18 protein-coding genes are annotated in these 14952 nt (G+C 39.5%); 17 read left to right on the top strand and 1 reads right to left on the bottom strand.

What is annotated here, in order from left to right:
• Positions 1–38 precede the first annotated feature (38 nt).
• The 10 genes from ABE41_RS11790 to ABE41_RS11745 all read left to right on the top strand — a co-directional run bounded on the left by ABE41_RS11790 (position 39) and on the right by ABE41_RS11745 (position 7968).
• Positions 39–911, top strand: a complete 873-nt coding sequence (locus ABE41_RS11790) for a hypothetical protein (RefSeq protein ID WP_066290440.1) — start codon at positions 39–41, stop codon at positions 909–911.
• Between the two features lie 38 nt (positions 912–949).
• Entirely contained in the window at positions 950–2203 is a 1254-nt protein-coding gene (locus tag ABE41_RS11785) for a tetratricopeptide repeat protein (RefSeq protein ID WP_083207778.1), read from the top strand.
• Between the two features lie 90 nt (positions 2204–2293).
• The gene (locus tag ABE41_RS11780) at positions 2294–2845 is read left to right on the top strand and encodes a ReoY family proteolytic degradation factor (protein ID WP_066290437.1); all 552 of its coding nucleotides are present in this window, start codon (positions 2294–2296) and stop codon (positions 2843–2845) included.
• 275 nt (positions 2846–3120) lie between these two features.
• A complete protein-coding gene (locus ABE41_RS11775; RefSeq protein ID WP_066290432.1) occupies positions 3121–3585 on the top strand; it encodes a YpiF family protein in 465 nt (154 codons plus the stop codon).
• A 120-nt stretch (positions 3586–3705) separates the two neighbouring features.
• Positions 3706–4209 (top strand): QcrA and Rieske domain-containing protein, encoded by a 504-nt coding sequence (locus ABE41_RS11770; RefSeq protein WP_066290429.1) that lies wholly within the window; start codon positions 3706–3708, stop codon positions 4207–4209.
• A gap of 3 nt (positions 4210–4212) precedes the next feature.
• Positions 4213–4884, top strand: coding sequence for a menaquinol-cytochrome c reductase cytochrome b subunit (gene qcrB / locus ABE41_RS11765; RefSeq protein WP_066241815.1), 672 nt, complete (start codon positions 4213–4215; stop codon positions 4882–4884).
• Between the two features lie 48 nt (positions 4885–4932).
• A complete protein-coding gene (locus ABE41_RS11760) occupies positions 4933–5700 on the top strand; it encodes a menaquinol-cytochrome c reductase cytochrome b/c subunit (protein WP_066290426.1) in 768 nt (255 codons plus the stop codon).
• A 58-nt stretch (positions 5701–5758) separates the two neighbouring features.
• Positions 5759–6325 carry a lipoprotein heptaprenylglyceryl N-acetyltransferase LhaT gene (locus tag ABE41_RS11755; RefSeq protein ID WP_066290424.1) on the top strand — a complete coding sequence of 189 codons (567 nt, stop codon included), beginning with the start codon at positions 5759–5761 and terminating at the stop codon, positions 6323–6325.
• 83 nt (positions 6326–6408) lie between these two features.
• Complete coding sequence (locus ABE41_RS11750; protein WP_066290422.1) at positions 6409–7203, top strand: sporulation protein YpjB; 795 nt, start codon at positions 6409–6411, stop codon at positions 7201–7203.
• 84 nt (positions 7204–7287) lie between these two features.
• A complete protein-coding gene (locus tag ABE41_RS11745; RefSeq protein WP_066290419.1) occupies positions 7288–7968 on the top strand; it encodes a zinc metallopeptidase in 681 nt (226 codons plus the stop codon).
• Between the two features lie 30 nt (positions 7969–7998).
• Here ABE41_RS11745 and ABE41_RS11740 read toward each other — a convergent pair whose 3' ends face one another.
• Positions 7999–8871, bottom strand: coding sequence for a YitT family protein (locus tag ABE41_RS11740; protein WP_066290417.1), 873 nt, complete (start codon positions 8869–8871; stop codon positions 7999–8001).
• A gap of 331 nt (positions 8872–9202) precedes the next feature.
• Here ABE41_RS11740 and ABE41_RS11735 point away from each other — a divergent pair, with 331 nt between their 5' ends.
• From ABE41_RS11735 to ABE41_RS11705, 7 genes are read left to right on the top strand one after another with little or no spacing between them, the layout of a single operon-like run.
• Complete coding sequence (locus ABE41_RS11735) at positions 9203–9550, top strand: nucleotide pyrophosphohydrolase (protein ID WP_066290414.1); 348 nt, start codon at positions 9203–9205, stop codon at positions 9548–9550.
• Complete coding sequence (dapB, locus tag ABE41_RS11730) at positions 9543–10346, top strand: 4-hydroxy-tetrahydrodipicolinate reductase (protein ID WP_066290411.1); 804 nt, start codon at positions 9543–9545, stop codon at positions 10344–10346. The genes ABE41_RS11735 and dapB overlap by 8 nt, the downstream gene beginning before the upstream one ends.
• 11 nt (positions 10347–10357) lie before the next feature.
• Positions 10358–10774 carry a methylglyoxal synthase gene (gene mgsA / locus ABE41_RS11725; protein WP_066290408.1) on the top strand — a complete coding sequence of 139 codons (417 nt, stop codon included), beginning with the start codon at positions 10358–10360 and terminating at the stop codon, positions 10772–10774.
• Positions 10771–11463: a bacillithiol biosynthesis deacetylase BshB1 gene (bshB1, locus tag ABE41_RS11720; RefSeq protein ID WP_066290406.1), complete on the top strand. Its 693-nt coding sequence runs from the start codon at positions 10771–10773 to the stop codon at positions 11461–11463. The genes mgsA and bshB1 overlap by 4 nt, the downstream gene beginning before the upstream one ends.
• A gap of 10 nt (positions 11464–11473) precedes the next feature.
• A complete protein-coding gene (gene bshA, locus ABE41_RS11715) occupies positions 11474–12604 on the top strand; it encodes an N-acetyl-alpha-D-glucosaminyl L-malate synthase BshA (protein ID WP_066290404.1) in 1131 nt (376 codons plus the stop codon).
• A gap of 7 nt (positions 12605–12611) precedes the next feature.
• Entirely contained in the window at positions 12612–13796 is a 1185-nt protein-coding gene (locus tag ABE41_RS11710; RefSeq protein WP_066290398.1) for a CCA tRNA nucleotidyltransferase, read from the top strand.
• A complete protein-coding gene (locus ABE41_RS11705) occupies positions 13781–14767 on the top strand; it encodes a biotin--[acetyl-CoA-carboxylase] ligase (protein WP_156774350.1) in 987 nt (328 codons plus the stop codon). The genes ABE41_RS11710 and ABE41_RS11705 overlap by 16 nt, the downstream gene beginning before the upstream one ends.
• Positions 14768–14952 lie beyond the last annotated feature (185 nt).

The following is a 14952-nucleotide window of genomic DNA, read 5'->3' as shown; positions in this document are numbered from 1 at the left end:
ATCATAGCTTGTCTTAAAGAGATAAAAGGAGGCGAGCTATGCGGTATATTATTGAGCGCCCATTAGAATCGCTTGGTACAAATACAGTACTTTCTTATCTAGTAGATTCTCAAAAAATATCATATGTATCACAAGGGCCTCTTAGAATGAATGTTATGAGAATGTCGATGCATGGTTTTAAGATGATACCCGGTCATATTACGCCACTAATGTCTATCAATAAAATGACCGTAGAGGATGTTAGGAGACAGGCGGTTGAGAAAACACAGCGCGGCACAACCACATTAATAACTTCAGCAAGGATCGACTATCTCCACGAAGCTGAACACGAATTAAAAAGAACACGGCACCTGCTTATATCAAGTTCAATTGATTATTGCATCGGTCTCTCTTTATCACCAGAAAAAATCACTCCAAATATTATCCGTTATTGCAAGCAGAAAAAGATCCCTTTTATTGAGTTGATCTGTGATGATTTCAGTCAGCTGACACGCGTAGTATGGGAAAGGATCAGAGAAGCTAATTTTCCGTATGGTACTGTCATCTTTCCGAAATTTCCTTTAGATATAGAAGATAAGAAGAAAAAAATATGGCACAAAAAATGGAACGATCTTTCAGCAAATATGCAGATACCTACTCTTTATAAGGATTTGAACGAAGATGAGCCGCTTCCGCTTCCCTTTTTAAAGATGCTCGGAATATATCCTCAAAAAGGCGGACTTTTCTCTGGCAGTGATGCAGATTATTGTTTACTATCAACAGAAGGCTTTGAAGAAAAGATTATGTCCGTCATTGTAAGAGGTACAATCGTCTATTCTGATAAAAATTCAGAAAAGAAGCAAGGCTATGGAAAAGAAATTATTATAACCCAGCCCCGTCGTTTTGGAGAATCTCTTAGTTCTCGTGTATAATAGGCACAAGAAAACATGGGATAAAGGGGTTTTATGTATTGAACACAATCCAAGATGCGATTAGACTCGTAGAACATGGAGATGTAGAAAAAGGCATGTCTCTATTAGAACAATTAGCACAAAATGCAAACGATGCAGAACAATTTGAGATTGCTGAAGTATATCTGGATTGGGGACACACTTCAAAAGCTATGAACATGCTGAAAAACTTGCTGAAGAAATACCCTGGAGACGGAGAGCTTCTTGTATCTATTGCTGAATGCTGTCTGGATGAAGGTATGGATGAAGAAGCAATCAGTTATTTAGAGCAGGTTGATAAGAATGACGATGAGTATTTAAGGGCATTAATTCTTCAAGCAGACCTTTATGAAGGAATGGGTTTAACTGAAGTTGCAGAACGAAAATTAATGGACGCACATCAAAAAGATACCGAACACCCTATACTTTCATATGCATTGGGAGATTTTTATTTAAGACAAGGAAAGTTCGATTCAAGTCTGCCGCTTTTTCAAAAAGCCATTGATAATAATGCTGAAATCGAAGATCTTCCATTAAGATATGCAGAGGCATTGAGCCGTGCAGGAAAATTTGAGGAGGCACTTCCGTTTTACAGAAAAGGTCTTGACCATCATAAAGATCTATATAGCTTGTTTGGTCATGGAGTTACTGCTTTTAAAGCAGGTGAATTTAAAGAAGCCATTTCAGCTCTAGAAGAATTGAAGGATATGGATCCAGATTATACGACGCTATACAGCGTTCTTTCTGAATCTTATGAGGAAGAAGGAGCATTGGATGAAGCGTACCAAGTTATCCAAGATGGCTTGAAAAGAGATGAACATAACGAAAACATATACTTGCAGGCTGCGAGACTCGCTTATAAGATGCATAATCCAGATCAAGGTGAAGAATGGGTAAAGAAAGCACTCGCGTTAAATCCAGCCCTTATTGAGCCCTTGCTGCGCTTAGGTGATCAATATTTACGCGAGGAGAGATTTGAAGATATTATAAGCCTCTACAAGCCGCTTACGGAAACAAAAGAAGAAATTCCTCTTATGTATTGGCATCTAGCAACCGCTAATAAGGAAACAGAGGATTTTAATGAAGCTTTAATATGGTATGAAAAAGCTGCACAGCTTTTTCAGGATGATCCCGTGTTTTTAGAAGAATATGCTTATTTTTTATTAGAAGAAGGAAAACAGGAAGAAGCTAAAAAAATAATGAAGTTCTTGCTAACAATGAATCCTGAAAGAGCGGATATCGAGGATGTTTTAAACAGATTGGAAGAATTTTAAAACTTTCTGAAGCAAAGAAGGATTTTAAGAGCAATGAGAGAATATAAATATTATAAATAAGACGTGTTTTTGAATGATGGGGGGATTGCAATGAGCAGCACCGTTTCGGTCCTTGAAAAGAAGGATTTTATCAAATGGTTCCTTAATCATTATCAGTTAAAGAAGCGCGAATGTGTATGGCTTTTAAATTATTTAGTCAGTGATGACCAGCTGATGGAAAAAGTTCATTTTGTTGAAAAAGCAGAGTATTGTCCTAAAGCTATTATCATGTCTACTCAATGTACAGATGGTGTTCCATTCCGGTTTTACAAACAAAATGTTTTAACAACGGATGCAGAAAAGTCTTTCCATGATATTCGTTTAAATCAGGAAGAAGAAATTTATTTGGAGCTCAACTTTAATGCTTCGAGACTTACACCTGAGTATGCCTCAGTGCTGGAAGAGAACCCGCACCTGCCTCAAAATATGTCCATGGACAAAAAGTACGGCATATGGGCTGAGATGATTCTAGAAAAGTCTATTGAAACTTATCGTAAAAACGATATTATGGCTAAGATCGATGAAGCATTAGATCAAAAAGATTATGATAGTTTTACCAAGTGGACGACCGAGCTTAAGAACCTTGAAAAACAGCCATCTTAAATGTAAAGGATGACTCATTGAGTCATCCTTTTTTGTGTTTATCGATGTCCAAATATAAGGAGCAGATTTGGAACAAGTGATGTTCATTATGCCTTCTTTCTGTCCGAATCCAAAAGTTTGCCGCCTTAATCCACAAGTTTTTGTCGAATATCCACGAGTCAGCATCGTCGCCAAATTCCGACAACCCTTATGCATATTTACATAGAATAAGTTAAAACCAGCAGAATTGTGGTACGATATAGAACAGAATAAGGAATAGCATAAGGAGACTAATTATGAGATGGAAGACAAGTGATGCAGATGTATTTTTAAAATCTGGGGAATATGTTGATAGTCTGTTAATCCCGTTAACCCCCATCGATTTTAAACAAGATTTTAAGAGCAGTGTCACGATGGGGGAATATACTGAGATGCTTTGCGGCGAAATTGAACGGCAGCTGCACGGAAGGATGTTTTTAGCTCCTAATTTTACATATGTTAAAGAACATTCACCAATCGAGCAATTAAAAAGTTTGCTAGAACATGTTAAAGACTCCGGACACTTTAAACACATCTTTTTGATGACTAGTGATGTGTATTGGAAAGAATTTGAACATACTATTACAGGGCAGCTTTTTTGGGTTCCTGCGCTGCCTCTTGAAAGTATGGATGAAAAATATAGGCTGGAAGTTATTAAAGAACAAGTAAAACCGCTTTTTCAGCTCATCTTTAATGATTGGCAGCGCGGGATAAATTCATGATAATTACGTCATGTTCATATTGACAGTAAAAGACAACTTAAGCTATCATGTTTATGTCCTAGTAATATGTGTGTAAAAGTCCGGAGGGACCGTTATTTACAGCATAAGGGGGGGAAAACAATGTCAAAGGAAGATATTTCAAGACGTCAGTTCTTAAACTACACATTAACTGGCGTTGGCGGATTTATGGCTGCCGGCATGCTTATGCCAATGGTCCGTTTCGCCCTTGATCCGATTTTAAAAGAGGGTTCTGATCAAAAATTGGTAGCGGTTACGAGTATAGAAGAGCTATCGAACGAACCGAAGCGTTTCGACTTTAAAATCAAACAAAAAGATGGCTGGTACGAGTCTGATGTTACTCAATCTGCCTGGGTTTATAAAGCGAAGAACGGTGATATCATCGCACTTTCTCCAATCTGTAAACACTTAGGCTGTACAGTAGACTGGAACACAGATCCATCACACCCTAATCAGTTTTTCTGTCCTTGCCACTTAGGGCGCTATACGAAGGATGGAACAAACGTAAAGGGTACTGCACCTCTTGCACCGCTTGATGTATATGACAGCCAGGTGAAAGATGGGAAGCTTTACTTAGGAAAGGCAAAACCAAGAAAGGGGGCGTAATGAATGCTACAAAAGATTTATGACTGGGTAGATGAGCGCCTGGATATTACGCCGCTTTGGAGAGACGTTGCAGACCATGAGGTACCTGAACACGTAAACCCCGCACATCATTTCTCTGCGTTTGTTTACTGTTTCGGCGGATTAACTTTCTTTATCACGGTTATTCAAATTCTTTCAGGTATGTTTTTAACAATGTACTATGTGCCTGATATCGTGAATGCATGGGAATCCGTTTATTACCTGCAAAATGAAGTGGCATTTGGAGTTATCGTACGCGGAATGCACCACTGGGGCGCAAGCCTTGTTATCGTAATGATGTTCTTACATACATTGCGCGTATTCTTCCAGGGAGCTTATAAAAAGCCAAGAGAATTAAACTGGGTTGTCGGAGTACTTATTTTCTTTGTTATGTTAGGTTTAGGTTTTACAGGATATCTATTGCCTTGGGATATGAAAGCGCTATTTGCGACAAAAGTAGGGATTGAGATTGCTATGACAATTCCTGTTGTTGGTCCAATCGCTAAAACATTCCTTGCCGGCGGAGAGATTATCGGAGCACAGACGCTTACGCGATTCTTTGCGATTCACGTATTCTTCCTTCCTGCAGCATTGTTAGGCTTAATGGGTGCCCACTTCTTAATGATCCGTAAACAAGGTATTTCCGGACCGTTGTAAAAACCAGCAATGATTTATAAGTTTCATGAGAGCAAAGGAGGGAAATATATGCATCGCGGTAAAGGAATGAAGTTTGTCGGAGACTCTCGTGTTCCTGCTGAACGCAAACCGAATATACCGAAAGACTATTCGGAGTTCCCGGGAAAAACAGAAGCATTTTGGCCAAACTTTCTTTTAAAAGAGTGGATGGTTGGTGCCGTTTTCTTAATCGGTTACCTAGTATTGACTATCGTTCATGAATCTCCTTTGGAGAAAAAAGCTGATCCTACCGATGCCGGATATATTCCTCTACCAGACTGGTACTTCTTATTTTTATACCAGCTCTTGAAGTACAAGTATGCGGCAGGGGATTATGTTCTAATTGGTACAGTAATTATTCCTGGTCTAGCATTTGGTGCTTTAATGTTAGCGCCGTTCCTAGATACAGGATTGGAGAGACGTCCTTCTAAACGTCCGATTGCAACTGGATTAATGCTATTAGGTTTGATTTCCGTTACATATTTAACATGGGAATCCGTTGTGACTCATGATTGGGAAAAAGCGAAGACTCAAGGTAAGATTGTTGATGTAAGCTTTGACCAAAATGATCCAGGATATCAAATCTACCAGCAGCAGAGCTGTGTTGGCTGTCACGGCAACACTCTGACTGGCGGAGCTTCTGGTCCATCATTGATTGGAACAGGTTTGAAGCCTGAAGAAATCATGAAAATCGCTAAAGAAGGTAAGCCGCCAGGCATGCCGCCAAACGCGTTTAAAGGTTCAGACGAAGAGCTAAAGCAATTAGCAGAGTTCATCTCAAAACTTGAACAGAAATAATGTAGAAAGCCGGCTCGGTATGGGCCGGCTTTTTTTCTAAATGTAAAGGAGCATAAAAATGTCGTGGATTTCTGCAATCATCAAAGAACGATGGTTCCTAATGACTCTTCTGCTCGTAAATATCTTAGGCACGATTTACGGCTATATTTGGTACTACTATCAGCTTATTGAAACTCCGTGGTATTTTCTCCCGTTCGTTCCGGACAGCCCAACAGCATCACTTTTCTTTGTATTTGTTCTTATAGGGTTTTTGCTAAAACAGCAAAATGGCCTTTTTGAAGCACTTGCAGCGGCATCATTATTTAAATATGGAATCTGGGCAGTAGGGATGAACATAGGCGGAGCTTTTATCGGAACTCCCTTGAATATCGTTAATTATATGCTTATATTCTCTCACCTCGGAATGGCTGTACAAGGTCTACTGTATGCCCCTTTTTATAGAATTAAAATGTGGCATGCCTGTGCAGCTGCGTTATGGCTGTTTCATAACGAAATCGTAGATTATGTATTTGGGATGATGCCAAGATATCCTGTTTTAGCTCCTTATCAAGAAATAATCGGTTATCTTACATTCTGGCTTTCTGTACTATCTGTGGTTCTTGTCTGGCGAATGAGAAAGTCCTAGCCATTTCTTTATTGCCTTAAATTAGGTCTAACCTTGTCCCAGCTCTCATACTTTTTAGTATAAGGGTACAGGAGGGACAACGGATGAAAAGGGTAGGATGGACAGTTTTGATTTTTTGTATCGTTTCTTTAGCTGCGATGCCTGTATATGCATCGAACCATACAACGATAAAAGATTGGTCAGAGATTAATGAGCTTACGAGTGAAATATGGGAACTAGGTAAAATTGAAAGGTATAATGAGGCGGCAGATGTTCTTGAATTCACCTCGGAAAATATCACCCATATTGAAGATGTGCTATCGTTACGACCTGATCAGCAGCGTCTTGTAGAATACACATTCTCGGATGCAATAACATCTCTGCAGAATCCAGAATGGACGAAAGAGAAGAAGCTTAACAAACTCACAGAAGTCCGTCTCCTTGTTGATGCCTTGCAAACCAATTATGAACCGTTATGGAAAAAGACTGGTCTGATGATGCTCGAACCGTTTATTACTATGGAAAAAGAAATCGGTGATCAAAATTCAACAGCGTTTCATCAAGCAGCAAATCTTCTTTTAGAACGATATGAAACAGTTAGACCTGCATTGATGGTTGATTTAAGTCCCGACAAGATTGAAAAATTGGATGAACATGTTTCCTATGTAGATACCAACAGAATTAAAATTTTGACAGATGCCGAACATCAGAAACATCTTGAAGCAGCTGCAGCAGACTTTGAAGCTCTTTTTTTCGCTAAAAAGGATAATTCAGAGCCTTCTCTGTTTTGGCTGATCTTTTCAATTGGCGGAATTATTTCATCGACATTATTTTATGTTGGCTGGAGAAAATATAAAGGTGATAAAGAAGAGGAGCTTCGAGTGCCTGGAAAGAGATAAGGCAATGCGAATTCTTTGACAAGCAATAGGGTTAAAACGTAAAATGTTTGTAACAATAGCTTTTTATATGGAGGAATGCAAAAAATGGGTGGATTTTTAATCTACTTCGCAATTTTGCTCATTGTTCCCATTTGGGCGCAAATGAGAGTAAAAAGTACGTACAAGAAATATTCAAAAGTAGCTAACAGCACTGGTAAAACGGGTGCAGAAGTAGCAAGACAGATTTTAGATGAAAATGGGCTGTATAATGTTCAAGTAGAACCTGTTAGAGGGATGCTTTCTGATCACTATGATCCTCGCAGCAAAGTAGTTCGTTTATCTGAAGATAACTATTATGGAAATTCGATTGCAGGTGCTGCTGTTGCAGCCCACGAAGTAGGCCATGCTATTCAAGATGCTGAAGGATATGCCTTCCTGCGTTTCAGACACGCACTTGTACCTGTTGCCAACATCGGATCGAACTTTTCATTCTTATTGATATTAGGCGGAATTTTCTTTCAAGCAACAAACCTGTTCTTGCTGGGAATTATCTTCATGTCAGCCGCTGTATTGTTCCAGTTCGTAACATTGCCTGTTGAGTTTAATGCAAGCTCTCGTGCGATGGACCAAATCGTATCAACTGGTATGATTCGCAACAATGAAGAACGCGGAGCTCGCAGAGTATTAAACGCTGCAGCATTGACATATGTTGCTGGCGCATTAGTTGCTTTGCTGGAATTAGCACGATTTATATTCATGTTCTTAGGAATGAACCAAGACGACTAATGAAAAACTCCCGATATCTCGGGAGTTTTTTTATCTTCCTATAGGGTTCTTATCCGCATCGAGAGTGAAACCTTCTCCGATTACCTCATGAACATCATTTACCGTCACAAAGGCATGTGGATCTATTCTTTCGATAACTTGCTTTATACGAACGATCTCGTTCTTCGCGATTACACAATACAGAACTTCACGAAGCTGCCCGGTAAATGTTCCTTTACCATTTAATAAAGTTGCACCCCGGTCCAGTTCCTTCATAATATTCGCAGCAATTTCTGCGTTTTTCTCTGAGACAACCATCACTGCTTTTCCGGCGTATGCCCCTTCTTGCATAAAATCAATTACACGTGCTCCAATAAATACTGCAACAAGAGTATACATAGCTTCACGATAATTTAAATAAACAAGTGAAATTGCGATAACCATAAAATCGAATATAAACATGGTTTTACCCATACTCCAGCCTAAGAATTTATGGCCAAGCCGTGCAATGATATCAACTCCCCCCGTTGTTCCTCCATAGCGGAATATGATACCGAGGCCGACGCCGATAAATACACCAGCGAACAGAGCAGCGAGTGTCATATCTTCTTTCAGGTCTATCATAATGGATGAATATCTCTGAAAAATAAATAAGAAGACAGATACTGCAACAGTCCCAATAACTGTATAAATGAATGAGTTTTTGCCAAGCAGTTTCCATCCTACAAAGAATAATGGGATGTTCAAGGCAAGGTTAGAATAGGAAGGATCAATGGAAAACAAAAAATAAAGAATAAGTGTGATACCAGTAAAACCGCCTTCTGCTAAATTGTTCGTCATATTAATATGAACAATTCCAAAAGAGAAAATAGCAGAACCAAATAGGATGAAAAGAATATTTTTTAGTTTGATAGGATAAATCATATAATGCCTCTTTTCTGTCTAAATCGAGTTGTTTATTTTAGCTGTTTTCGTAATCTTTGTTGTTATTGAAAGTAGTTGATTTCCGTTACATGTCGCTCGCTTTCCGCGGGTCAAAGAAAGATGGTGCTCCTGCGTCTGCAAGCACCTTGCACTACAATCAACTTATCAATAAAGTGAAAGAGATAAATGATCATAAGCAACAATCTTTTAGAATAGAGCCTTTCTTTAAAACACGCCTTCCTATTATAATCAAAATTTCATGAAATTTGTCAAACATAAAAAATACCGATAACATAAAGGTGGTACTAAAAAGATAAGGAGGGTCACCATCATGGCCAACCGTACTTTAAAAGAAAGTCAGGACGTTGTAGATCAATACATATCACAGTTTAAAGAAGGCTATTTCAGCCCTCTTGCAATGCTTGCCAGATTAACCGAGGAACTTGGTGAACTAGCTCGTGAGGTGAATCACCATTATGGTGAAAAACCAAAAAAGTCATCGGAGGATGCAAAAACAGTAGAAGAAGAACTTGGAGATATGTTCTTTGTTTTAATATGCCTTGCGAATTCCCTTAATATAGATTTGGATGAAGCACTTAGTACAGTAATGAATAAATTTCAAACACGGGATAAAGACAGATGGACACGTATTGATGAAGGAGAGAGAAACAATGGATAAAATAAAAATTATTTTAGCAGGTCCCCGCGGAAAGATGGGTACAGAAGCGTTAAAGATGATTGAAGCTGCATCTCATTTCGAACTGGCAGCTGCCGTGGACTCTAAAAATGACGGAGTGCAAGTGAAAGATCTGCAAGGGGCTCCTGTTTCTATGGAAGCACCTGTTTACGATGATTTAGAACGATGTATCCAGTCGGTGGAAGCAGATGTATTAGTCGACCTTACTCGACCTGATATCGGAAAAAAACACCTTGAAATCGCCCTTAACCACGGATTAAGAACGGTTATCGGCACTACTGGATTTTCTAATGAGGATCTTGAGAGGCTGACAGAGCTCGCACAAGAAAAGAATACTGGTGCTATAATCGCACCAAACTTTGCGATTGGAGCTATCTTGATGATGAAATTTTCTCAGATGGCTGCAAAATATCTTCCTGATATTGAAATAATTGAGAAGCATCATGATCAAAAGCTTGATGCACCATCGGGTACTGCACTCAAGACTGCTCAGCTCATTACTGAAGTCCGCGAAGAAAAAAGGCAGGGGCATCCAGATGAAAATGAAGATCTGCAAGGTGCAAGGGGGGCAGAGCTTCAAGGTATCCGGATTCATAGTGTGAGATTGCCAGGGCTAGTAGCTCACCAAGAAGTTATGTTTGGCGGAGAAGGACAGCTGTTGACCATCCGCCATGATTCTATGAACAGAGCGTCTTTCATGCCAGGAGTGAAAATGGCTGTTGAAAGTGTTATGAACGTCGAAGGCCTTGTGTATGGTCTTGAAAATATTATGGAATAAGAGGTGTAATTATGAAAATAGCTCTTATTGCGCACGATAAAAAGAAAAACGATATGATTAATTTTACTATTGCTTATAAGGACATCTTAATCGAACATACTTTATACGCTACCGGAACAACAGGATCTAAAATAAACGAAGCCACAAATCTTTCTATTAACTTGTTACAGTCTGGTCCTTTAGGCGGTGATCAGCAGATCGGTGCACTAATTGCTGAAAATGAGCTGGATCTCGTATTGTTTTTCAGAGACCCTTTAACAGCGCAGCCGCATGAACCAGATGTGTCTGCATTAATGCGCCTGTGTGACGTTTACCAAATTCCGCTTGCAACAAATTTAGCTTCGGCAGAACTATTTATCAAGTCACTTGAACGGGGAGACTTAGACTGGCGCAGAATAATCGACGAAAGAGAGTCAGAAAACAAATGAATTTAAAAAACTGGCTAGCTTTCGGTGCACATGCAGATGATGTAGAGATCGGAATGGGAGCAGCAATTAAAAAGGAAACAGAAAGCGGCCGTGAAGTTATCATCTGTGACTTAACAGAAGCTGAGCTCTCATCAAACGGAAGCGTTGAGATCAGGAGAAGAGAAGCCAAAGAAGCAGCAGTTATTCTAGGTGTCAAAAATAGAGTGAATCTTCAGCTTCCGGACAGAGGTTTGTACTTACAAGAAGAATTCATTTTGAGAATGGTTTCTTGTATCCGAAAGTTCAAGCCCGAGTATGTTTTTGCTCCTTATTGGGTCGACCGCCATCCTGATCATGGGAATTGCGCTAAACTAGTTAAAGAAGCTGTTTTTTCAGCTGGTATCAAAAATATAAAGGATCCAGATGATCTCGATGCACATAAAGTAAAAAATATTTTTTATTATTTCATTAACAGTACAGATAGACCTTCATTGTTTCTAAATGTCAGTGAAGCATATTCATATAAAATAAAAGCTTTGCAAGCATACCCTTCTCAGTTTATAAAAACTGCGGACAGTGTTGATACACCGCTCACAAACGGCTATATTGAGCGCGTTGAAGCAAGAGACAGGCTGTTTGGACTTGAAGCAGGGACTGCTTATGCAGAAGGTTTTATTCCTGAACAAACTTATGTGACCAACAATTTATAAGGAGATTGTTATGAAGCTAAAAATCGGAATCACCTGTTATCCCACAGTCGGCGGGTCAGGGGTGGTTGCTACTGAACTAGGAAAATTACTTGCGGAAAGAGGGCATGAGATACACTTCATCGCGTCCAGCATACCTTTTCGTCTCGGGAAATTTTATCCGAACATTTTTTTTCATGAAGTGGAAGTAAATCAATATTCGGTTTTTCAGTATCCTCCTTATGACCTTGCCTTAGCAAGCAAAATGGCAGAGGTAGCTAAGCGGGAAAAATTAGATCTTCTGCACGTGCATTATGCTGTACCGCACGCAGTATGCGCTGTTCTCGCAAAGCAGATGTTAGATGATAATATTAAAATTCTTACAACTCTTCACGGAACAGATATTACCGTATTAGGATACGACCCTTCATTAAGTGAGATGATAAAATTCGGCATCGAAAAATCTGATGCAGTAACAGCCGTTTCTCACCAATTAAAAGAGGATACCGAACAGCTGCTTAAAACTCAAAAAGAAATTATTCCTGTACATAACTTTGTTGATGAGCGGGTGTATTACAGACGTGATAATAATTCAGAACTTAAGAAAACTTATGGAATACAAGATGATGAAAAAGTCATCGTACATATATCTAACTTCAGACCCGTTAAGCGGATACAGGATGTGATCAAAGCTTTTTCATTGATCAGAAAAGAGATGCCATCAAAGTTATTGCTGATCGGAAACGGCCCTGAATTAACGGTAGCATGTGAACAGGTCCGTGAACTTAATATAGAAGATGATGTGTTATTTTTAGGGAAGCAGGAGAATGTAGGCGAACTATTCTCTATCTGTGATCTGAAACTTCTGTTATCAGAAAAAGAAAGTTTCGGACTCGTTCTATTAGAAGCGATGGCTTGCGGTGTGCCTGTAATTGGAACGCGCATCGGCGGTATTCCTGAAGTGATTGTGGATGGTGAGACAGGGTACATGGTGGAAGTGGGCGACACGGCTGCTGTGGCAGATAAAGCTATCTCTTTATTAAAAAATGATGAAAGACATAGACGTTTCAGAGAGAATTCCGTTAGACATGTAAGGGAAAACTTTTTATCTGAAAAAATAGTGAGTGTATACGAAGAAATCTATAACTCTTTAGTAAAGGGTTGAGGTTCATATGAACAAGTTATTTGAGGATGCTTCCTATGTAATAGAGCAAATCGAATCAAAAGGCTTCAAGGCTTATTTTGTAGGAGGATGTGTTCGGGATTATTGTTTAAATCGTCCGATAAAGGATATAGACATAGCTTCTAGTGCAAAACCAGAAGAAATACAGAGCATCTTCCCAAAAACGATTCCTGTCGGAATTGAACATGGTACAGTCATCGTTAGATATAATCAAGTCTCTTATGAAGTAACAACCTTCAGAAAAGAAGACAAATATGAAGATTTCCGAAGACCTTCTAAAGTGTGGTTTGTCACGAAATTAGAAGAAGATCTGTCGAGGAGAGATTTTACCTTTAATGCGATGGCCATGGATAAGAATTTTCAGCTTATCGACCCATTCAATGGAAGAGATGATCTTAAAAAGCTGCAGATCAGGACTGTAGGAAAACCTGATCACCGATTCTCTGAAGATCCGCTTCGTATCATGCGGGCATTCCGTTTTATGAGTGTGTACGGTATGAACATTGAAGAAGAAACAAAGTTTGCCCTGAAAAAGAATGCACCATTGCTAAAAAGAATATCTACAGAAAGAATAACGGTGGAATTCAAGAAACTGCTTGAAGGCGAACAAACAGGAAAAGCACTGCAACTAATGCGAAATTGCGGCGTCTTCCCGTTTATGCCATACCCTATAGAGGAAATATGCGAAGGCAGCCTGCTCTCATTTGATTGGAGCTCTTTAAAGAGCGAAGAACAAAGATGGGCGGCTGTAATCGTGTTAACTAAAGTGGATGATGAGAGAGATTTCTTAAAGTTATGGAAGCTTCCTAATAAGGTTATCCAGTCAGTTTTAAACATCCTTTCTTCATATAAAAAAACTAAATGGACTAAAATGGATTTGTACACCACAGGCTTAACTGAGGCACTATCAGGTCTAAGGCTAAAATGTCTTCTTGAGGATGAATCCTTTGAAGAACAAGCGAGCAAGCTGAAACAACTAGCAAATGAAATTGTTATTAAATCCAGAGATGAAATCCCTTTAAACGGTGAGGACATTTTAAAAATTAAACAAAAAGCTCCAGGCGTGTGGGTAGGACAACTTTTTCAGGAGTTAGAAAAAGAAATCGTTGAAGGTAAACTCCCTCTTTCTGAAAGGGAGATCAGCGATTGGGTGCGAAGGTGGGGAAAAGAATGAAAGAAGCATTATTACACATGCTGGCTGAAAATGAGGGTGAATTTGTTTCAGGTCAGCAGATAAGTGAAAACTTGAACTGTTCAAGGACAGCCATATGGAAACATATATCAGAGCTTAGAAAGTCAGGCTATTCGATTGAAGCCGTTCAGAAAAGAGGCTACCGTCTTCTCACATCACCTGATCTTGTAACTGCAGAGGAAGTCTCTTTATACACAGGTAATGGAACGTTCGGCAAAAAGGTTACTTACAAAACTTCTGTTAAAAGCACACAGGAAATAGCCCACAGCTTAGCAAGAGAAGGTGCTCTTGAAGGAAGCATAGTACTTGCCGATGAACAGACAGGCGGAAGAGGAAGGCTTGGGAGAGCGTGGCAGTCTCCATCTGGAACCGGTATCTGGATGAGTCTCATCCTTCGTCCAGAAATCCCCCTTCAAAAAGCTCCGCAGCTCACATTGCTTATTGCTGTTGCTGCATCAAGAGCAATTGAAAAAGTAACAGGTCTTGAAGCTGCAATCAAGTGGCCAAACGACCTGTTAATCAAAGGGAAAAAAGTAGCTGGTATTCTAACTGAGCTTCAGGCAGAAGCCGATTCTATCCATTCTGTTATTGTTGGAATCGGAATGAATGTCAATCAGGAGAAAAAGCACTTTACAGAAGAAATCTCAGAAATTGCGACTAGCCTTGCGATCGAAGGCGGAAAAACTTATAAGCGAGCTGAAATAGCAGGTGCAGTTTTGCAAGAGATTGAAAACCTGTATAGAAGCTACCTGGTTAAAGGCTTTGCGGTTATAAAGCTTCTTTGGGAAGCGCGTGCTTACAGCCTTGGAAAAAGAATAACAGCAAGGTCTGTCACAGGTTCTATTACAGGCTATGCAAAAGGAATAACAGATGAAGGTGTTCTGCTGCTCGAGGATGACAATGGCGAGATCCATTCAATCTATTCAGCGGATATCGAATTTCCTTCTCACTAAGTTATGTACGTGATAAAATAATCTTATAGGCAGTATCCTTACAGTGGAACTGCACTAGTACTGCGAGTTTTTGAACATAAACCATATATCTGCCTAGATCCAAAATCAGGACCGGGACAGAGGGAGCAAACAATCAAAACGTCTAGGGATGTTTCCTATGCCTTCTTCCTCTTTGGAAGAAGGTT

Source organism: Fictibacillus arsenicus (genome assembly GCF_001642935.1).
Lineage (GTDB): Bacteria > Bacillota > Bacilli > Bacillales > Fictibacillaceae > Fictibacillus > Fictibacillus arsenicus_B.
The sequence above is the reverse complement of the archived record's forward strand: the minus strand, read 5'-3'. Positions and strand labels throughout refer to the sequence as shown.